Annotated in this window: 19 protein-coding genes; 8 read left to right on the top strand and 11 right to left on the bottom strand. The window is 66.5% G+C overall.

Annotated elements, in window-relative coordinates:
- Positions 1–46: 46 nt before the first annotated feature.
- Together baeS and FLG15_RS01055 are read left to right on the top strand one after the other, a co-directional pair.
- Positions 47–1,426 carry a sensor histidine kinase efflux regulator BaeS gene (baeS, locus tag FLG15_RS01060; RefSeq protein ID WP_150145377.1) on the top strand — a complete coding sequence of 460 codons (1,380 nt, stop codon included), beginning with the start codon at positions 47–49 and terminating at the stop codon, positions 1,424–1,426.
- A complete protein-coding gene (locus tag FLG15_RS01055; RefSeq protein ID WP_057679503.1) occupies positions 1,423–2,106 on the top strand; it encodes a response regulator in 684 nt (227 codons plus the stop codon). The genes baeS and FLG15_RS01055 overlap by 4 nt, the downstream gene beginning before the upstream one ends.
- 170 nt (positions 2,107–2,276) lie before the next feature.
- Here the strand turns inward: FLG15_RS01055 and purU are convergent, their stop codons facing one another.
- The 6 genes from purU to FLG15_RS01025 all read right to left on the bottom strand — a co-directional run bounded on the left by purU (position 2,277) and on the right by FLG15_RS01025 (position 8,146).
- The gene (gene purU / locus FLG15_RS01050; protein WP_170922291.1) at positions 2,277–3,155 is read right to left on the bottom strand and encodes a formyltetrahydrofolate deformylase; all 879 of its coding nucleotides are present in this window, start codon (positions 3,153–3,155) and stop codon (positions 2,277–2,279) included.
- Between the two features lie 213 nt (positions 3,156–3,368).
- A complete protein-coding gene (locus tag FLG15_RS01045) occupies positions 3,369–3,761 on the bottom strand; it encodes an XVIPCD domain-containing protein (protein ID WP_017157625.1) in 393 nt (130 codons plus the stop codon).
- Positions 3,762–3,975: 214 nt separating this feature from the next.
- On the bottom strand, positions 3,976–4,854 hold the full coding sequence (locus FLG15_RS01040) for an NAD(P)-dependent oxidoreductase (protein ID WP_150145374.1): 879 nt from the start codon (positions 4,852–4,854) through the stop codon (positions 3,976–3,978).
- A gap of 35 nt (positions 4,855–4,889) precedes the next feature.
- A complete protein-coding gene (locus FLG15_RS01035) occupies positions 4,890–5,987 on the bottom strand; it encodes an NADH:flavin oxidoreductase/NADH oxidase (RefSeq protein ID WP_150147529.1) in 1,098 nt (365 codons plus the stop codon).
- A gap of 80 nt (positions 5,988–6,067) precedes the next feature.
- On the bottom strand, positions 6,068–6,949 hold the full coding sequence (locus tag FLG15_RS01030; protein ID WP_017157628.1) for an NAD-dependent protein deacetylase: 882 nt from the start codon (positions 6,947–6,949) through the stop codon (positions 6,068–6,070).
- Between the two features lie 261 nt (positions 6,950–7,210).
- A complete protein-coding gene (locus FLG15_RS01025; RefSeq protein ID WP_150145373.1) occupies positions 7,211–8,146 on the bottom strand; it encodes an alpha/beta fold hydrolase in 936 nt (311 codons plus the stop codon).
- A gap of 89 nt (positions 8,147–8,235) precedes the next feature.
- Here FLG15_RS01025 and FLG15_RS01020 point away from each other — a divergent pair, with 89 nt between their 5' ends.
- Entirely contained in the window at positions 8,236–8,658 is a 423-nt protein-coding gene (locus tag FLG15_RS01020; protein ID WP_057679506.1) for a MerR family transcriptional regulator, read from the top strand.
- Between the two features lie 67 nt (positions 8,659–8,725).
- Here the strand turns inward: FLG15_RS01020 and FLG15_RS01015 are convergent, their stop codons facing one another.
- Both FLG15_RS01015 and FLG15_RS01010 read right to left on the bottom strand, forming a co-directional pair.
- The gene (locus FLG15_RS01015) at positions 8,726–9,106 is read right to left on the bottom strand and encodes a VOC family protein (RefSeq protein WP_057679507.1); all 381 of its coding nucleotides are present in this window, start codon (positions 9,104–9,106) and stop codon (positions 8,726–8,728) included.
- Positions 9,106–10,383, bottom strand: a complete 1,278-nt coding sequence (locus tag FLG15_RS01010; RefSeq protein WP_057679518.1) for an MFS transporter — start codon at positions 10,381–10,383, stop codon at positions 9,106–9,108. The genes FLG15_RS01015 and FLG15_RS01010 overlap by 1 nt, the downstream gene beginning before the upstream one ends.
- A 96-nt stretch (positions 10,384–10,479) precedes the next feature.
- Here FLG15_RS01010 and FLG15_RS01005 point away from each other — a divergent pair, with 96 nt between their 5' ends.
- A complete protein-coding gene (locus tag FLG15_RS01005) occupies positions 10,480–11,367 on the top strand; it encodes a LysR family transcriptional regulator (RefSeq protein ID WP_057679508.1) in 888 nt (295 codons plus the stop codon).
- A 320-nt stretch (positions 11,368–11,687) separates the two neighbouring features.
- Here FLG15_RS01005 and FLG15_RS01000 read toward each other — a convergent pair whose 3' ends face one another.
- The gene (locus FLG15_RS01000) at positions 11,688–12,533 is read right to left on the bottom strand and encodes a hypothetical protein (RefSeq protein WP_150147526.1); all 846 of its coding nucleotides are present in this window, start codon (positions 12,531–12,533) and stop codon (positions 11,688–11,690) included.
- Between the two features lie 326 nt (positions 12,534–12,859).
- Between FLG15_RS01000 and FLG15_RS00995 the strand changes: the two genes are divergently transcribed.
- Positions 12,860–13,528 (top strand): VOC family protein, encoded by a 669-nt coding sequence (locus tag FLG15_RS00995; protein WP_057679510.1) that lies wholly within the window; start codon positions 12,860–12,862, stop codon positions 13,526–13,528.
- A 140-nt stretch (positions 13,529–13,668) separates the two neighbouring features.
- On the opposite strand, the gene FLG15_RS00990 is transcribed toward FLG15_RS00995, so the two are convergent.
- Both FLG15_RS00990 and FLG15_RS00985 read right to left on the bottom strand, forming a co-directional pair.
- Positions 13,669–14,481: a TatD family hydrolase gene (locus FLG15_RS00990; protein WP_057679511.1), complete on the bottom strand. Its 813-nt coding sequence runs from the start codon at positions 14,479–14,481 to the stop codon at positions 13,669–13,671.
- 313 nt (positions 14,482–14,794) lie between these two features.
- Positions 14,795–15,712: a LysR family transcriptional regulator gene (locus FLG15_RS00985; protein WP_039574137.1), complete on the bottom strand. Its 918-nt coding sequence runs from the start codon at positions 15,710–15,712 to the stop codon at positions 14,795–14,797.
- 126 nt (positions 15,713–15,838) lie between these two features.
- Between FLG15_RS00985 and FLG15_RS00980 the strand changes: the two genes are divergently transcribed.
- The 3 genes from FLG15_RS00980 to FLG15_RS00970 all read left to right on the top strand — a co-directional run bounded on the left by FLG15_RS00980 (position 15,839) and on the right by FLG15_RS00970 (position 19,535).
- Positions 15,839–16,891, top strand: a complete 1,053-nt coding sequence (locus FLG15_RS00980) for an aromatic ring-hydroxylating dioxygenase subunit alpha (RefSeq protein WP_150145372.1) — start codon at positions 15,839–15,841, stop codon at positions 16,889–16,891.
- A gap of 17 nt (positions 16,892–16,908) precedes the next feature.
- Positions 16,909–17,868 carry a PDR/VanB family oxidoreductase gene (locus FLG15_RS00975; protein ID WP_017157638.1) on the top strand — a complete coding sequence of 320 codons (960 nt, stop codon included), beginning with the start codon at positions 16,909–16,911 and terminating at the stop codon, positions 17,866–17,868.
- 353 nt (positions 17,869–18,221) lie between these two features.
- The gene (locus tag FLG15_RS00970; RefSeq protein WP_150147523.1) at positions 18,222–19,535 is read left to right on the top strand and encodes an NCS2 family permease; all 1,314 of its coding nucleotides are present in this window, start codon (positions 18,222–18,224) and stop codon (positions 19,533–19,535) included.
- The last annotated feature ends 102 nt before the right edge of the window (positions 19,536–19,637 follow it).

Here is a 19,637-nt window from a genome sequence, read left to right as displayed (position 1 = left end):
CTAATACGCAGCAGCTGCGGTTACCGCGCTTCGCATCACCTCTTCGATGAAACTGGGTATCACCGCCAAGCTGTTTCTGGCCATCCTCGCCGCGTGCGTGGCCGTGCTGCTGATCAACGGCATCGCGGTGCAGGCCTTCGTCAAACGCCAATTCCTGGACTACCTCAACGAACAGGGCGTGGAGCGCATGCAGGAGACCTTGCCGCGGGTCAGGGCCGAATACGCGCGCCACGGCAATTGGGAGTTCGTGCGCGACAACCCCGATGCCTGGTTCGTGCTGATGCGCCCGGAGCGTGGCCCCGGCCCGCCGCGCGAGGCACCGCCGATTTCCGACCAGACCGGTGCGGTGTTTCGCTTCGCACTGCTCGACCAGGACTACAGGCCGGTGATCGGCAATCCGGAGGTCGGCCGCCACGACATCCTGCGCCCGGTGGTGGTTGGTGGCCGCACTGTCGGCTGGATGGCGATGCTGCCGTTCCAGAAGGCGCTGGCGGCGGCGGACGCGCGCTTCTACGCCGCGCAGCAACGCGCGTGGTGGGCGATCGGCGGCGCCTGCCTGCTGGTCGCCGCACTGCTCGGCTGGCTGTTGTCGCGCACCTTGCTGCGGCGCCTGCGTGGCCTGACCCAGGCCACCCACCTGCTGGCTGCGGGCGACTACGCGACCCGCATCGACGCCGCCGCGCGCGACGAACTGGGTCAGCTGGCGCGCGATTTCAACCTGCTGGCGCAAGCGCTGGAGCACAACGAACGCGCGCGGCGCGACTTCATGGCCGACATCTCCCACGAGCTGCGCACACCGCTGGCGGTCCTGCGCGCGGAACTGGAAGCGCTGCAGGACGGCATCCGGCCGATGACACCCAACTCGCTGGGGTCGCTGCACCAGCAGGTCGGCCAGCTGGGCAAGCTGATCGAAGACCTGTACGACGTGTCGCTGACCGATGTCGGTGCGCTGGCGTATCGGCGCGCTCCTCTCGATCTGGCAGTCATCCTGGCAACCGTGCTGGACGGCTTGCGCGCGCGCTTTGCCGCCGCGCAGCTGCAGCTGCAGGCGCAGATCGATGCCGGCCCGCTGCAGGTGGACGGCGACGAGCGCCGCCTGCAGCAACTGCTGGGCAACCTGCTGGAAAACACGCTGCGCTACACCGACGCCGGCGGCACGGTGCAGGTGCGCTGCGTGCGGCGCGGCGCGGTGCTGGAGCTGGCGGTCGAAGACAGCGCGCCGGGCGTGGATGCAGACAAGCGCGCGCGCTTGTTCGAACGCTTCTACCGCACCGAGGCCTCGCGCAATCGTGCCAGCGGCGGCAGCGGCCTGGGGCTGGCGATCTGCCGCAACATTGCCGAGGCCCACGGCGGCTCGATCCACGCCGAGGCGTCCGCACTGGGCGGGCTGCGCATGGTGCTGCGCTTGCCGGCGCTGGCCGCATGAGCAGCGCGTCCCCGCTCGGGCATGTGCTGATCGTCGAGGACGAACCGCGCCTGGCCGCGGTGTTGGGCGAGTACCTGCATGCGGCCGGCTATTCGCACGACTGGATTGCCGATGGCGCGCAAGCGCTGGGCGCATTCCGCGCGCAGCAGCCGGACCTGGTGTTGCTGGACCTGATGCTGCCCAACCGCGGCGGCCTGGACATCTGCCGCGACCTGCGCAAGGAAAGCGCGGTGCCGGTGATCATGGTCACTGCGCGCGTGGAGGAAATCGACCGCCTTCTGGGCCTGGAGATCGGCGCGGACGACTACATCTGCAAGCCCTTCAGCCCGCGCGAAGTGGTGGCGCGCGTCCAGGCCGTGTTGCGCCGTCATCGTCACGACCCGCACGGCGCACCGGCACCGGGCCTGCAGATCGACGAAGACGCCTGTCGCGCCAGCGTGCATGGCCGCGCCCTGGACCTGACCCAGGTCGAATTCCGCCTGCTGCGCACCCTCGCCGCCGCCCCCGGGCGGGTGTACTCGCGCGAGCAACTGATGGGCCGGCTCTACGCCGACCACCGCATCGTCACCGACCGCACGGTCGACAGCCACGTCAAGAATCTGCGCCGCAAGCTCGCCGACGCCGGCGGCGAGGACTGGGTCCGCTCGGTCTATGGGGCGGGGTATCGCTTTGAGCCGTGAATGGGGAATCGGGAATGGGGAATCGGGAGAGCAGGAGCGGGGCGTTGTTTATCTTTTCTACTTCGCGTTTGAAGCTTTTGGTTCACATCGGCTTGCGAAACGGAACCGTCCGGGCAAGCGCCTGGCCTTTGATTTTGCGATTCACGATTCCCCATTCCCCATTCCCGGTATCAACGAAACACCACCGTGCGATGTCCATTGAGCACGATGCGGTGTTCGACGTGGCGGCGTACTGCGCGCGCCAGCACCAGTGACTCGGTGTCGCTGCCCAGGCGGATCAGGTCGCGTGGGGTCATGGCGTGGTCCACGCGCGCGACGTCCTGTTCGATGATCGGGCCTTCGTCCAGATCTTCGGTGACGTAGTGCGCGGTGGCGCCGATGATCTTGACCCCGCGTGCGTGCGCCTGGTGATACGGCTGCGCGCCCTTGAAGCTGGGCAGGAAACTGTGATGGATATTGATTGCGCGCCCGGCCAGTGCCCGGCACAGCTGCGGCGACAGGATCTGCATGTAGCGCGCCAGCACCACCAGATCGATCTGCAGATCATCGACCAGGGCGAGCAGCTGCGCTTCCTGCGCGGCGCGCGTGTCGGCGCTTACCGGCAGATGGTGGAAGGCGATGCCGTAGGAGGCTGCCAACGGCGCGAAGTCGGTGTGGTTGGAGACCACCGCAGCGATGTCCACCGGCAATTGCCGGCTGTGCATGCGGAACAGCAGGTCGTTGAGGCAATGGCCCTGCTTGCTCACCAGCACCAGCAGGCGCGCGCGGCGGCGTGCGTCGTGCAGTTGCCATGTCATCTGGAATTCGTCGGCCAGCACGGCAAAGCGCTGCTCCAGCGCGGCAATGTCGGTCTTTGCCGGTTTGTGGAAATGCACGCGCAGAAAGAATCGCCCGCTTTCGTCGTCGCCGAATTGCTGCGCGTCGAGGATGTTGTAGGCCAGGTCGAACAGCAGCCCGGTCACGCGATAGACGATACCGGTGCGGTCGGGACAGGACAGGGTGAGGATGTAGTCGGAGCGCATCGGCGCATGATAGCCAATGCACGACATCACCGACGCAGTGCTTGCGTCGGTAACTTTTGCAGTGCGAACAGGTGCAAGAAACGGTGTGCCGTCCAGCCGATGTTCAACGCTGACCGTGGTCGCGTTGCGCTCGTGCTGCACGATGACGTGCGGCCAAAACGACGTGCAGCGCGGCAGCAAAGCGCATCACGCGCCGATGGCCGGTGACGCGGCACCGCCACGCAGGTCTGGTAACGGCTCTCAGCGCGGCGGCAAACGCAGCATCAGCCGCCGGTTGATTTCGTCCAGCTGCGCAAGCGATGCGTCGACCGATGTTTCCATGGCTTCCTGCGTGGTGATATGTGCACGCAGATGCGCGGGATCGGACAGCTCGCCACGTACCAGGAACACGTTCTCGCCGACCTCGCCCAGATGGCGGCTGAGCACCACGTAGTCCACCTGATCGAAGCCATGCTGCTTGGCCAGCGGCAGCAGGCGCGCGGCCATGCGCTCGCTCGCCTGGTCCACCGGCTTGCCCAACTCGGCGTCCAGCACGCTGACCGCTTCGCGGATCTGTGCGAACAGGTAATGGTCCGGGTGCTCGGGATGGTCAGGGCCCACCGGGCCCTGGTTGATGACCGGTGCGTCGGTCATCGTGTGCCACCGGCGCACGCCAATGCGCGCGGCGCGCGCTCGGTCGAACCGAGCGTGATATGCAGGTGTCGCATCGCATCCTCCCTGGAGCGGCGGCTGTAACGAGCCGGCATTTTAGAAGGTCTGCTGCATGTTGAGGTGAGCAAGCGGTGGGCCGCCGTGGCGCGACGCGAAGTGCCCTGCGCAGGGCTCAATCCGCGTTGCGCAACGCGGATCAGGCCACCTGCCCTACCCGCCGCGCCGAGACTTCCGCCAGGACCGCCCAGTCTGCATTGCCGTCGCCATGCGCAATGGCCTCGTCCAGCCCTGCGCGCAGCAGTTCGCCCAACGGCATCGGCACCTGCTTGTCGGCGCCGGCCTGGATGGCCAGGTCCACATCCTTGCGCCCCAGCGTGGCGGTGAAACCCGCCGGCAGGTATTGGCGCTGCATGATCAGCCGGCCATAGCCCTGGTAGGCGGGCGCGGCGAACAAGGTGCTGGTGAGCATGCCCAGAAATTGCGTGGCATCCACGCCATGACCGCGTGCCAGCGCACTGGCTTCGGCCATGGCGCCGATGGCGCTGGCCAGGCAGAAGTTGGCCGCCAGCTTCACTGCATTGGCTTGCTCCGGTGCGCAACCGATGTACCAGGTCTTCTGCCCCAGTGCGTCGAACATCGGCTGCACGCGAGCCACGGCCGCTTCATCGCCGGCGGCGAGGATATTGAGCTTGCCGGCTTCGGCCACGTCCACACGCCCGAGCACCGGCGCGGCCACGTAGGCCACACCGCGTTCGGCATGCAGCGCGGTCAATTCATGTGCCAGCGCCACCGAGATGGTGGCCATGTTGACGTGCACGCTGCCTGCCGGCAAAGCATCCAGTACGCCGCACTCCAGCAAGGTCTGGCGCACTGCGTTGTCGTCGGCCAGCATCGAAAACAGCAGCGGGCCGTGCGCGGCATCGCGCGGCTGCTCCACCACCGTGGCGCCAGCCTCGCGCAGCGGCTGGGCGCGTTCGGGCGAACGGTTCCAGACGCTCAACGCGAACCCGCCACGCAGCAGGTTGTGCGCCATCGGCAGGCCCATCGTGCCCAAGCCCAGAAATCCTATCGGCATGCGGTGTCCTTGTTCGGTATGACGTCAGGTGCAAATCAGGTGGCGAACACGCCCCGCGCATCGCGCGGTTCGCAACGCAGGTATTGCGGTGCCGGCGTGACCGAGGCGCCCAGTGCCGCGGCGGCATGCCACGGCCAGCGTGGGTCGTACAGGATGCCACGCGCCAGCGCGATCGCGTCGGCCTGGCCTTCCTGCAAAATCGCCTCGGCCTGCGCCGGCTCGGTGATCAAGCCTACGCCAATCACCGGCGTGTTCACCTGCGCGCGAATCTCCTGCGCGAACGGAATCTGATAGCCCGCCTGTAGCGGAATCTGCTGGCGTGGATCCAGCCCGCCGCTGGAGACGTGGATGTAATGCGCGCCGCGTGCATCCAGCGCCTGCGACAAGGCGATGCTCTGCTGCACATCCCAACCGCCTTCGACCCAATCGGTGGCCGAGATACGCACGCCAACGGCGATTTTTTCCGACACTGCCGCACGCACCGCATCGAAGATGCGCAGCGTCAGCCGCATGCGGTTTTCCAGCGACCCGCCATACGCATCGCTGCGCTGATTGCTCAACGGCGACAGGAATTGATGCATCAGATAACCGTGTGCGGCGTGCAATTCGATCAGCTCCAGGCCCAGCCGTTCGGCACGTTTTGCCGATGCGACAAAGGCCTCCACCACCGCATCGATCCCCGCCTCGTCCAGTGCCTGCGGCGCTGGCTGCCCCGCGCGGAACGGCAGCGCCGATGCAGACACGGTCTGCCAGCCATGTGCGTGATCGGGTGCAATGGCCTCGCCGCCTTTCCACGGCAGATCGGTCGACGCCTTGCGGCCGGCGTGCGCCAGCTGGATGCCGATCGGCATCGGCGACCAGCGTCGTACCGATTGCAGTACCTCGGCCAGGGCCTGCTCGGTCGCGTCGTCGTACAACCCAAGATCGGCGTAACTGATGCGCCCCTCCGGCACCACCGCCGCCGCTTCGAGAATCAGCAAGCCAGCGCCGGATTGCGACAAGGTGCCCAGGTGGATGCGGTGCCAGTCGCTGGCGCAGCCGTCCTGTGCCGAGTACTGGCACATCGGCGCGATGACAATGCGGTTGGCGAGCGCGAGCGGACCGAAGGAGATGGGAGAGAACAACTGGCTCAAGGCGGCATCCACAGCTGACATGGGGTGCTTATTGCACTGCGCCGCGCGCGCCGGCACAACCGCTGCGATGGATCACTGCGTCATGCAGAGCGCGCACTGGCGTCATTGACGCTGCGCCCACGCGGCAGGTCCGGCGGCGCGTGCAGGAAGGCCAGCGCCTGCGCGCACGACTGCTCCACCTTCAGCGTGAGCAGCGCGTCGGCGCGCGTGCGCCCGAAGTTGAGCGCGGCGATCGGCAAGCCATTGCGCGCGGCGGTCTGCACGAAACGAAACCCCGAATACACCATCAACGACGAGCCCACCACCAGCACGGCGTCGGCAGCGTGCAGATGCGCAAAGGCGCGCTCCACCCGCTCGCGCGGCACGTTCTCGCCGAAGAACACCACATCCGGCTTGAGCACGCCACCGCACGCCGGGCACGGCGGCACCACGAAATGCTCGAAGGCCACATCGTCCAGATCGGCATCGCCGTCGGGTGCTTGCGCGGCCTCAAGCGCTGCCCAGCCGGGATTGGCCTGCTCGAGCAACAGTTGAAATTCGGTGCGTGGCATGCGGCGCTCGCAGCCCATGCAGCGCACCACATCGAGCCGGCCGTGCAGATCGATCACCGCCTGGCTGCCGGCGGCCTGGTGCAGGCGGTCCACGTTCTGGGTGAGCAGCACTTCCAACTGGCCGCGCGCTTCCAGCGCAGCCAGCGCGTGATGGGTGGCATTGGGTTGCGCCAGACCGAAGCGCGGCCAGCCGACCAGGCTGCGCGCCCAATAGCGCTGCCGCGTGGACAGCTCGCCCATGAACGCCTGGAATGTCACCGGCTGTGGACGCTTCCAGCCGCCTTGCAGATCCCGGTAATCGGGAATGCCCGAATCGGTGCTGCAGCCGGCACCGGTCAGCACGAACAGGCGCTGATGGCGCTCGATAAAGTCCTGTAGCGCGTGGTCGTCGTGGGCAGGGACAGCGGTCATGTCGTCGTTCCGGAAAGCCATGGGAGCACGTTGCGCCAGCGCCACGTGCCAGGCCCGCTGCGGCGCCGTGTCGGCCGCCAGACCGGCGCGCTTGGTCGCACATAGCTGTGCACATCACACCGTCGTCGACGAGTGAAGAGACAGACCGAATACGCGCAACGCGCCGCCCTGGATGCAGCACGCAGACGGTACGGCATCCCGTTGTGGCTGCGCAGTTGGTGCGATCCGTCCGCGCGGTCGGCCACGCCGTGGCAGCCGAGCTCAAGGCGCGGCGCGCCTGTGTTCGACAAAGCGCAGCAGATCCTGATTGAAGCGCGCGCTGTCCTCCAGGAACGGCGCGTGCCCGGCATCCGGATACAGCACGGTCTGCGCGCGCGGCTGCAGCTGGCGCGCACGCGCCAAGGTCGGCTCGGTGGCGACCAGGGCATCGCGCACGCCGTACATCAGCAGGACCGGCAGGTGCGTGCGCTGCAGGCCGGCGACATCGATCGACATGCCCTGCACGGCACGCTGCATGTCCCACGAGGCCAGCGATGCATTGGCCAGCAAGGTCTCGAACACCGGCACCGGCGGTTGGGTGGCAAAGCACAGCCGCAGGAAATCCTGCACCGCCTGCAGGTGCGTGCGCAGGTCGGGCGAAACCAGGTCGCGATAGACCGCCGGATGCGTGCCCAGCTGCTCGGCGCGCAGTTCGATCACACCGTCGACGTACACCACGCCGGCAAGCCCGGTATCGCCATATCGGCTCAGGTAGTTGCTGATCACCGCGCCGCCCAGGGACCAGCCCACCAGGACCGCCTCGCGCGCATCGGCCGCCTTCAACACGGCAGCCAGGTCGTCGGCCCAACGCATACCCTCTTGATACGCCGACGCGGCGGCCGGCTTGCCGGACAGCCCGTGGCCGCGCAGGTCGTAGGTGATCAACCGGTAGCCCTGCAGCTGCGGGTCGGCCAGCTGTGCATCCCAATTGATGCGACTACCGAGCAGGCCGTGCACGAAGACGATGGCCGGGCCGTCGGTGGCGCCGTGCTCCTGCACGGCCAGGGCCACGCCATCTGGAGCAGCGACCTGGTAGCTGCGCGGGTTGGCGGTGGTAGATGGGCTTGCTGACGCGATGGCGCAGACACACAGCAGCAGGCTCGCCAGCGCGCGCTGCCACCAGCGGGCACTGGCAAGTGAAGCGGGTCGAACGGACATGGAGATGCCTTGCAGGACAGGGAAGACGGCATCGTCGGGCCTCACACCAATGTGAGGGTCAAGCGCTGCGTGCCACGTATGCTTGGCAGATGGCCACCTCTTCCAACGCTGACATGCGCATCGGCGCGCTGGCGCAGCTGACTGGCGTCAGCGTGCGCTCGCTCCGCCACTACGATGCCCAGGGCTTGCTGACCTCCTCGCGCAGCGCCAATGGCTATCGGCTGTTTGCGGCCAGCTGCGTGACGCAGGTACGGCAGATTCAGCGCCTGATCGGTACCGGCTTCAGCCTGGAAGACATCCGCCGGTTTCCCGATTGCATGCGGCTGGTGGAAGGCGCGCCGTTGTGCCCGGAAGCCCTGCCGGCGTATCGCCAACGGCTACAGTTGATCGAGCGCCAGCTGGCCGACCTGGAACGCCGCCGCGCGCGATTGCTGGCCACCCTCGCGCAAGATCCGTCAGCGCTGATCACGCCGCAACGCATGCACGGCAAGCGCAGTGCGCCGTCGCGATGACGGGCGCTGGCGCAGGTACGAGCGGCACATCCCCACCGCGCTGCGCAGATGACGCAGCAGCCCGCCGTTACAGCAGATTGCTGACCTCGATCAGATTGCCGTCCGGGTCGCGGAAATACACCGATAGCAAAGGCCCGGTGGCGCCTGTGCGCTGGATCGGGCCCTGTTCGATGCTCACGCCGGCGGCAACCAACTCTGCTTCTGCCTGCGCCAATGGGGTCGTGGTGATCAGGCACAGATCGGCAGAGCCGGGTGTCGGTCGTTGCGCCTTCGGTTCGAACTCGCGCCCGGCCGCATGCAGATTGATTTTCTGTTGCCCGAACCCCAGCGCACGCCGTCCCTCGCCGAAGCTGATCACCTGCATGCCGAGCACGCGTGCATAGAACGCGCAGGTGACGTCCACATCGGCCACGGTCAACACCAGATGATCGAGTCGCTCGATCTGCATCACTCACCTCGCGCAGGATGGGGTGCAAAGCGCCCATAGGGTCGCGCGTCGTCTGCGCGTTGTCGCAGGACATGCGCCGACGCAAGGGCCAGCATCAACAGCGTCAGGCACAGGCCGACCAACGCGGCCCAGCCGCCGTGTTGCCAGAACCAGCCACCCAGCGCGCCGATCACGCTGGAGCCGGCGTAATACGCCAGCAGATACAGCGAGGCCGCATGGCTGCGATGCGCCCCGCCGAGCCGGCTCACCCAGGCGCTGGCGGCCGAATGCGCGATGAAAAACCCGATCGTCACCACCACGATGCCGGCCACCACCAACGCCAGCACGTGCGCCAGGGTCAGCGCCATGCCGAGCACGCACAGCACGATGCCGGTGGTGACCACGGGCCCGCGCCCGAACCGGTCCGACGCCGCGCCGGCCACCGAGGAACTGACGATGCCGAACACATAGGCGCTGAAGATCATGCCGATCTGGCTCTGGCTCAGGCCGAATTCCGGCCCGCCCAGGCGAAAGCCGGCGTAGTTGTACAGGCACACAAACACACCCATCAACAGGAACGGCAGCGCGAACAAAAACGGCAGGTTGCGATCGCGCAGATGCCCGGCCCAGGCGCGCAGATGGAAGCGCAGGTTGATGCCGTGCCGGCGCACGAAGTTGCGCGACGGTGGCAGCAACCAGAAGAACGCCAGCGCGCACAGCAGATCGAACACGCTCAACACCGCCAAGGCGGTGCGCCAATCGGTGTGGTCGGTCAGCACGCTCATCACGATGCGCCCGCTCATGCCGCCAAAGGCATTGCCGGCCACGTACAGGCCGGTGGCGGCCCCCATCTTGCTGGCCGGCAATTCCTCGCCCAGGTACACCATCGCCACCGCCGGCACCCCGCCCAGCGCGATACCGGACAAGGTACGCACCACCACCAGCGCGCCCCAGTGCGGCAGGAACGCCGCAATCAGATTGAGGACTGCCGCCAACGCGATCGACACGAACATCAATCCGCGCCGGCCCAGGTTCTCCGACACGGCGCCAGCACAAAAGATCGCCAGCGCCAGCGCGCCGGTCGCCAACGACAACGGCAGCGAGGCGGTCGCTGCGTCCACCTTGAAGGCATGCGCAAATTCCGGCAGCAGCGGCTGCACGCTGTACAGCAGCGAAAAAGTCGCAAAGCCGGCCAGAAACAGCGCCAGGCGAATACGCACCGCTGCCGGTGCGTCGGCGCCACTGCCGGGCGTAGATGGATCAGGCAACAAGCCCGAGCGAGGATCGGAGGAGGACACAGTCATGCGCGTGCAACGTGGGAAGGCGAGTATTCGCCCGTCCGCACCCCCTGTCCAATATATGATGGTGGCAGTTGCCATATCTGGAACAGATGGATGGAGCTGCGCCAGCTGCGCTATTTCCTCGCCGTTGCCGAAGAGGGCAACTTCACCCGCGCTGCCGCGCGCGTGGGCATTGGGCAACCGCCGCTCAGCCAGCAGATCCAGACCCTGGAACGCGAGCTGGGCACGCCCTTGTTTCGGCGCACCCACAGCGGCGCCGAGCTCACACCGGCCGGCGAGGCGTTCGTGGGCGAGGTGCGCCGCGTGCTTGCCGATGTGGAACGCGCCGCCGAAACCGCCCGCCGGGTGGCGCGTGGCGAGTCCGGACGGCTGCGCCTGGGCTTTACTGCTTCGGCCGCCTTCAGCCCGGTGGTGCCGCGCTTGATTCGCGACTTCCGCCGCAAGTGGCCGCAGGTGGAGTTGCTGTTGGAAGAGACCAATACCGCCAGCCTGCTGGTCGGGCTGGCCGATGGCCGCCTGGATGCGGCGTTCGTGCGCTATGGGCTGAGCACGCCAGCGGATCTGCAGTTGCTGCGCTTTGCCGATGAACCAATGAAGATCGCCGTGCCCGCCGCGCATCCCCTGGCCACGCGCAACAGTGCGCCGTTGGCGGCGCTGGCTGGCGAACCCTTCATCCTGTTTCCGCGCAGTTTCGGCTCGAGCCTGTACGACGAAATCCTCGCCGCCTGCCGCGACTCCGGCGTGACCTTGCGCATCACCCAGGAGGCGCCGCAGATGTCGTCCATCATCAATCTGGTGGCCGCCGAGCTGGGCGTCTCGGTGGTGCCTGCCTCCACCGCGCAGCTGCAGCGGCCCGGCGTGCGCTATCTGGATATCGAAGGTCATATGCCGCTGGCGCGGCTGGCCCTGGCGGCCGCGCCGGGCGGATTGGAAACCACACCGTTGGTGCGGCATTTGTGGGCGCTGGCAAGGTTGCTCTAGCGCTGGCAGCACGACTCACGCTACAGCGACGTTTTTACCTGATGCCGTTGGAATGATGTTGCCCCTAAGCACTAGCTCATTGCCGACTGCATGCACCGACCGCGGAGGGCCGGCGCTCACTGCAGACATCGTCTGAGTAGAAGCCGGTCATTTTCCAGACCCTCGAAGTCTGGGGCGGTCTCGGGTTGTTGTTCGTGTAGTAAAACCAAGCCGGCATGTACCTCGCTCCGCTTCGGAATACCCACCGCCGTCCCATGCAGACCATCGAAACGCTGCAGGCTCGCTCTTCAAGAAATGCCACCGTTGTCGCCAGCATGTGCTCAAGACGCGCTTACTGCCCTCCGCCTGCTTGGTGGGCAACCATCCTTGAGGACAGCCGCCAGCGCGGGTCGCATGTAGTCCTGATAGCCGGGATCTTGACTTCGAAGCATCGTTTCGAGCGCTGCAGTTACACTATCGAAGTACGCCATCGTATTCCCGCGGTAGCCGCTGTATTCGATGCCGGTACCATTGGCATCGATACCCGTCAGTTCATTCAAGATGGCTTCCAGATCGTGTATGTTCAAATCGATTTTTTTTAAAAGTTCCTGGTCATCGCCTCGAGTTGAGAGTTCGTTTTTCAGGCGTTTCAGCCGGTCCAGGAAATCGTTGGCTCTTGCAAGATGTGATTCCAATTTTTTTTGATTGCTGATTTTTTTCTCAAACTTCCGCAGGTTGCGATCAATTCGGTCAAGGCTACGATCACTGATATCGCCACCTTCATCGCCGATACTCTCCAACGCCTGTTTGTCCCGGGAAATGATTCCCTTGAGAATATTTAGATTGGATGCTTGCCGGCTGCCGGCGCTGCTTCCCGCGCAGCGTTCCTGAAGGCGCCGCCACTGGTCATCCAGCATGATCGCGCGTTGCAGCATCGATCGGCGTTTCCCGGCCAACTCCTCCGCCTTCGACTGGAGGCGCGACTGGGCAGTGGATTGGCTTCTACTCCCGGAAGATCTGCGGGCCGGTCGCTCCAGGGATGACAGCCACATATCGGCAATCCGGCTTCCGGCGCAACTCTCGACGGCGCCGTGCTCCTGCGGCCCGGCAGTCAGGCTTCCTGCATGCGACATGGGGTTGCTGGTGGACGCGTCGGCGGTGTCATGCTCGCGCACCTCTGGCGCCATGTGTGCAGAGGGTATGCGTAGACAGTTTCCCATTTTACGTCTCCCATGCTTTTTTAAAGCATAGGCAATGATGCGCATGCCGCATCCACGCCGACGGAAATCCCGCTTGCGGATGCGAAGGCCTGGCCTGCCATGAAGCGACCTGTCGGGCAGCGAATGGCTGTGAATCTTGGAATTGGGAGATACCAGCAATTCAGACAAAAGTCCGCAAGGTCAGCCTGCAGGCTGGCACTCACTCACCGCAGGTTACCAGGCGCAGAATGAAGCGCTTGACCTCAACTGCGCTTGAGGTCGTTCAATGCCGGTTTCCCAACGACATTGCCGCCATGCATCTGCGTCATCTGGTACTGCCCTGCCTGGACCCCGACCTGACCCTGCGCTTCTACCGCGATGTGCTGCAGTTGCCCGTACATGGCAATGCGGTGCGCATCGGCTGGAGCACACTGGAGTGCGTGCAGGCGCAGCACCCGGTGGGCAGCGTGCATCTGGCCTTCAATGTGGCCCCGTCGCGCTTCCAAGCCGCTGCGCAGTGGATTGGCGCACGCGCCACCTTGCTGAGCGATCCACACGGCCGCAAGCACTTCGCCCTGGACGGCGCGTGGCAGTCGCACTCGGTGTACTTCGCCGGACCCGATGGCGCAGTGCTGGAGTTGATCGCGCGCAATGCCTTGCAGGATGCACCAGCCGGTGAAGGCCAGTTCGGCGGCGAAGAACTGCTGTGCCTGAGCGAAATCGGCTTGCCTAGCAACAATGTCGAGGTGGTGACGCGCAGCCTGGCGCATCACTTCGGCCTGCAACCCTTCGCCCCGCCACTGGAGGGCTTTGCAGCCTTGGGCGATGACCACGGCCTGTTGATCGTGGTCGACCAGCGCCGGCGATGGTTTCCGCAACAACGGCAACTGCCCTGGGCCGACGGCCTGCGCATCAGTGTGGACGCGCCAGAACCCGGCCTGCGCCTGCGCGATGCGCAAGGGTGGGAATTGCTGGCGGCGTAACTGCCGCGCGGCCCGATCCAGGTAGATCCATGCGCAACCGCACTACGCTCGCCGCCGATAGGTACGGCCGGCCCGGCACGGCATGCGGCGCGCGCGCTGCGGTACCGGCGCGCCGTTGCGGCCACGAGTGCGACATGGTGTTAGCCGCTCGTGGTGCTGGCAGGCTCTGGCAAGCGGAAGAACGCACGTGCCGCGGCCGTGCTGTTGGCGGCGGTCACCGCGACATCCTCGCCACGATCGCGCGCCAGCTCTTGGACAATATGCGACAGGAACATCGGCTCGTTGCGACGATCCTTGGGCATCGGCTTGAGCGAGCGCGGCAGCAGGTACGGCGCATCGGTTTCGATCATCAACCGGTTGGCCGGAATAGTGCGCACCAGCTCGCGCAGATGCGCACCGCGACGCTCATCGCAGAGCCAGCCGGTGATGCCGATGTAGTAGTCGCGGTCCAGATACGCAAACAGCTCGTCGCGCGTGCCAGTGAAGCAGTGCACCACCGCCGCACCCAGGCGGCCTTCGAAGCTGCGCATGATGGCGATGAAATCCTCATGCGCGTCGCGCTGGTGCAAAAACAGCGGTTTGCCGTTGTCGGCGGCCAGCTGCAACTGGCGTTCGAAGGCCTTGTGCTGCGCAGGGCGCGGCGCAAAGTCGCGAAAGTAATCCAGCCCACACTCGCCCACTGCGACCACCTGCGGATGCGCCTGCAGGGCGCGCATTTCCGCTTCGCATTCGGCGGTGAATTCCACTGCGTGGTGCGGATGGACGCCGGCGGTGGCGTAGAGGAATCCGGGGTGTTGCTGCGCCAGTTGCAGGGCCAGCGGCGAATGCTCGCGGCTGGCGCCGGTAATCACCAGCTGCGCCACGCCGGCATCGCGTGCGCGTTGCAGCACCGCATCGCGATCGCGATCGAACGAGTCGTGGGTGAGGTTGGCGCCGATATCGATCAATTGCATGCTGCGGGTGTCGTGTGGGGTGAGCCGCGTAAGTGTAACGAGCGAGAGGTTAGCTCCGCTGCCCCTCGCTTCTCCCTTTGGTGGGAGAGGTGGCGTGCAGCGCCCGCTCAGGGAAGCGTGCCGGTGGGGCTTGAACGCCCGGGCGCAGCATGGCCAGGCCCAGGTCGGCAGCTCGTTGATTGTGCAGACCGACCGCCCCCATCCGCCCTTCGGGCACCTTCCCCCGCAGGCGGGGGAAGGCGGCATTGACGATCTCCCTTCTCCCGCTGGCGGGAGAAGGTGGCGCGCAGCGCCGGATGAGGGCCGGAGAGGGCTACTCCACCGCCGGCACCGCCATCGCATCGATCTTCGCTGCCAGCGCCTGGATCGCCAGTTGCGCCGAACGCGACAGTTGCCGCTGCGGCGCCACGCATAGCGCCAGTGTCATCGGCTTGGTCAGGTGCTGGCGAAACGGCACGAAGGCCAGCCGCCCGTCGGCCACGTCCGGGGCGGCATCCAGCCACGACATCAGTCCCACGCCGGCGCCGGCACGCACCAGGCCGCGCAGCGTGCGCACGTCGTTGCAGTGGGTGAGCCGCTTCACGTCGATGTGCTGGCGCTGGTACAGCACCTTGGCGTGCTCGCCGACGATCAACGGGGCGGCCGGCAGCAGCAGCCGATGCTCCAGCGTCTCGCTCAGCTGCAGCTCGGTGCGGCTGCTCAACGGATGCCCCACCGGCATCGCAATGCCTAGCGGAATATCCGCGAACGCGCGCACTTCCAGATCCACGCTGCTGACCGGGTCCAACAGCAAGCCGATATCCACATCGGCCGAGGTCACCATTTCCATCACCCGCTGGTTGCGCGCGGTGGACAGGTTGAAGGTGATGCCCGGGTACTCCTGCACCAGCGCCGCCACCGCCGCCGGCACCACGCCTTCGCTGAGCGCGTCGATCATGGCGATCTCCACATGCCCGCGGCGCAGGCCCTTGAGCTCGTCGAAGCGCTCCAGCGTGCGTGCGTAGGCCTTCTCCCAGCCGCGCACGTCCACCAGCAACAGCTCGCCGGCAGCGGTCAGCCGCAGCCGGCCGGGCAGGCGTTCGAACAGCTGCGCGCCCAGTTCTTCCTCGGCCTTGAGGATCTGCCGGTCGATCGCCGACGCCGACACGTGCAGCACTTCGGAGGCCTTGCGGATGCTGCCGCAGCGGGCCACTTCGATGAAATACCGGGTAAAGCGCGAAAAGGTCAGCATGCGGCGGGGCTCGGTTGGCGTTGCATCTTTTGCAATGGCTAGGCTGAAAATCGATGTTTGATCACACACCCCTGGCTTCCTAGAGTCAATCCGGCACCGCTCCCGCCTCGTGCCCGAGACCGCCCCATGGATGTCGCCGTTCCCGCCCTGCCGCTGCACTGCACCTTCGAGGCCGCCGATTGGCAGCGCCTGGCCCAGCACTGGCATGCGGTGGCGCTGAGCAGCGAGGTGAGCGAGGCGCCGTTCAAGGCCACCCTGCTGGACGAGCCGCTGGTGTTGTACCGGCTGGGCAGCGAGTTGGTGGCCGCACGCGACGTCTGCCCGCACCGCGGCGTGCCGCTCAGCATGGGCAAGGCCGATGGCGGCGGCGTGGTGTGCGCCTACCATGGGCTGCGCTTTGGCGCGGGCGGGCGTTGCAACCATATCCCCGCCAGCCCCAGCCAGAACATCCCGGCCAAGATGCGGCTGCACACCTATGCGGTGGCCGAGCGCTACGGCCTGGTCTGGGTGTGCCTGGCCAAGCCGGCCGGGGTGAACGAGGCCGAGGTGCAGATTCCGCCGATGCCGGGTTGGGACGAGGACGGCTTTCAGCAGATCGTGTGCCCGGCCTTCGACATCGCCGGAAGCGCCGCGCGCCAGCTGGAGGGCTTCATCGACGTGGCGCATTTCGCCTTCGTGCACACCGCCACCTTCGCCCAGCCGGACAAGCGCGAAGTGCCGGCCTACACCACCACCGAGACGCCGACCGGTTTCAATGCCGATTACCTGAGCACGGTGGCCAACTATTCGGTGGACATGCCGCTGCCGGAGGTGGACCCCAGCTTCCGGTGGCTGCGTCATTTCGAGGTGCATCTGCCGTTCACCGCCACGCTCACCATCCACTTCCCGGTGCCGGGCAAGCGGCTGGTGATCATGAATGCCGCCAGCCCGGTGTCCAAGCATAAGACCCGGCTGCTGGTGCCGATCGCGCGCAATTTCGACACCCATCTGCCGGTGGAAGACGTGCATGCATTCAACTTGCGCGTGTTCGAGGAAGACCGCGCCATGGTGGAAGCGCAACGGCCGGAGTATCTGCCGCTGGACCCGCTGCTGGAAGTGCACATTCCCGCCGATCGCAGTTCCATCGCCTATCGCCGCGGGCTGCGCAGCCAGGGCTATAGCGACTTCTTCCTGCGCTGACGGCCGAGGACACCCGCATGAGCCTGCATGAGGTGCGCGTTGCCGATGTCGTCGACCAAGGTCACCGCCAGCGCGCCATTCGGCTGGAACCGGTGGGCGCGCAATTGCCGGCATTCGAGGCCGGCGCGCACGTCGACCTGCATCTGCCGGATGGCCTGATTCGGCAATATTCGATCGCCAGTGCGCCGCATGTGCGCGACCACTATCTGCTGTGCGTCAAGCTGGCCGACGCCTCGCGCGGCGGGTCGCGGCATCTGTGCGAACAGCTCGCGCCTGGCGACCGCCTGCGCATCTCCACACCGCGCAACCTGTTTCCGCTGCACCCGGGCGAGCGCCACGTGCTGCTGGCCGCCGGCATCGGCATCACCCCGCTATTGTCGATGGCCGAAGCACTGGAGGCGCGCGGCGAGCCCTTCGTGCTGCATTACTACGCGCGCCGGCATGCGGATGTGGCGTTTTCGCAGCGGCTGCAACAGGGCTTTACGCATGGGCAGGTGCACCTGCATCTGAGCGATGGCGGGCAGAGCCCACGCGTGCATGTGCCCGAGGAACTGGGCCAGGCGCGTGCGCGCGATCAGCTGTACCTGTGCGGACCGGCCGCGTTCATGGACCACTTCACCGTGCTGGCGAAGGCGCATGGCTGGACGGCGGCGCAACTGCATCGCGAACACTTCGCCACCCCCGCGCCCAGCCTCGCCCACGATGCCGACAGTGCGTTCGAGGTGGAACTGGCCGCCAGCGGCCGCGTGGTGCAGGTACCGGCCGATGGCAGCATCGCCAGCGCCCTGCTCGATGCCGGCATCGAGGTGCCGCTGTCGTGCGAACAAGGCATGTGTGGTGCTTGCCTGACCGGCGTGCTGGCTGGCACGCCAGATCACCGCGACAGCGTGCTCGGCGACGCCGAACGCGCCACCAATCGGCAGATCACCGTGTGCTGCTCGCGCAGCCGCACGCCGCGGTTGGTGCTGGATCTTTGAACGCAGTGTTCGCGGTGCCACTGCAGTCGTTCAGTCACCTCGCGCAGCCTGATGTCTCGCGTGCCTTTCACGATGACGCGCAACCGAGCGCGCCATCGCTCACCGCTTGTGTGCCGTCATGCGTGCATCAGCGCCGCGACATGCGCCGCAACGATGGGCGCTGCCGCGCTACGGTGTGCGTGCGCTCCTGCGGCGCAATCCGTGCCCGATGTCCGTGGCAAGCGCAACGCGACAGGGCAAGATGGGCCGCCCGCATGCGGGCCCTGCCACGCCATTCGCCCCGTATCGATGAGATGTCTGCCGATGTTCATTTGTCCTGCCGTCAACCGGCTGCACGCCCCGAGCGCCTGCTGATGCGCTGGCCCGGTTTTGCGCTCGCCGCCAACGGCAGCACCGTGCGCACCGAAATGCTGGCCGGTGCCACCACCTTCCTGACGATGGCCTACATCGTCTTCGTCAACCCCGACATCCTGGCCACCACCGGCATGGATCACGGCGCGGTGTTCGTGGCCACCTGCCTGGCTGCAGCACTGGGTTCGCTGCTGATGGGCATGCTGGCCAACTACCCCATCGGCATGGCGCCAGGCATGAGCTTGAATGCGTTCTTCGCCTTCAGCGTGGTGGGTACCTTGGGCTACAGCTGGCAGCAGACCTTGGGGCTGGTGTTTATCTCAGGCTGCGTGTTCCTGCTGCTCACCGTCACTGGCGCGCGGCGCTGGTTGGTGGACGGCATTCCGTCCACCTTGCGCAGCGCCATTGCGGTGGGCATTGGCTTGTTCCTGGCACTGATCGGGCTACAGAAGGCCGGATTGGTGATGGCCCATCCGCAGACCTTGCTGACCTTGGGCGATCTGCACCGGCCCGAGCCGCTGCTTGCACTGGCCGGATTGCTGCTGATCGGCGTGCTGGAAGTGCGCCGCGTGCGGGGCGCCATGTTGCTCGGCATCCTGGCGGTGACCGCAGCGGCGCTGGTGTCGGGACTGGTGCGCTACGAAGGCGTCGTGGCGCTGCCGCCCAGCCTGGCGCCCACCTTGCTGCAGCTGGATATCGTCGGCGCCCTGCACGGCCATGGCGGCGGTGGTGCGCTCGCTGCGGTGCTGCATGTGGTGCTGGTGTTCGTGCTGGTGGAAATGTTCGACGCCACCGGCACGCTGATGGGGGTGGCGCAACGCGCCGGCCTGCTGCACACGCCCGCCCAGCGCCGTCAGTTCGACCGCGCGCTACTTGCCGACAGTTCCGCCATCCTGGCCGGCTCGCTGCTCGGCACTTCCAGCACCACCGCCTATGTGGAAAGCGCCGCCGGCGTGCAGGTGGGCGGGCGCACGGGCCTCACCGCGCTGGTGGTTGCCGCCTTGTTCCTGCTTGCCCTGCTGTTCTCGCCGCTGGCCGCGATGGTGCCGGCCTACGCCACCGCCCCGGCCCTGATCTACCTGGCCTCGGTGATGCTGCGCGAATGCACGCAGATCCAGTGGGACGATGTGGGCGACGCGTTGCCGGCCGCCATCTGCATGCTCGCCATGCCGCTGACCTACTCGATCGCGACGGGGCTCGCGTTCGGCTTCATCACCTATGCCGCGCTCAGACTCGGCAGCGGCCGCTGGCGTGACGTGCACCCGGCCACCTGGGCGATCGCGGGCTTGTTCGTGCTGCGCTATGCGCTGGAATGATGCGTGCCTCCAGTGTTCCAGGCTTGCTGACCGGCGCGTATGTGGTGGCCTCGGATCGCGCTGGCAGGCAAGCTATGTGGTCGCCGGCTGTCGTACGCCACC

This window comes from Xanthomonas phaseoli pv. dieffenbachiae, from assembly GCF_008639345.1.
GTDB classification, from domain to species: Bacteria; Pseudomonadota; Gammaproteobacteria; order Xanthomonadales; family Xanthomonadaceae; genus Xanthomonas; species Xanthomonas phaseoli.
The sequence above is the reverse complement of the archived record's forward strand: the minus strand, read 5'-3'. Positions and strand labels throughout refer to the sequence as shown.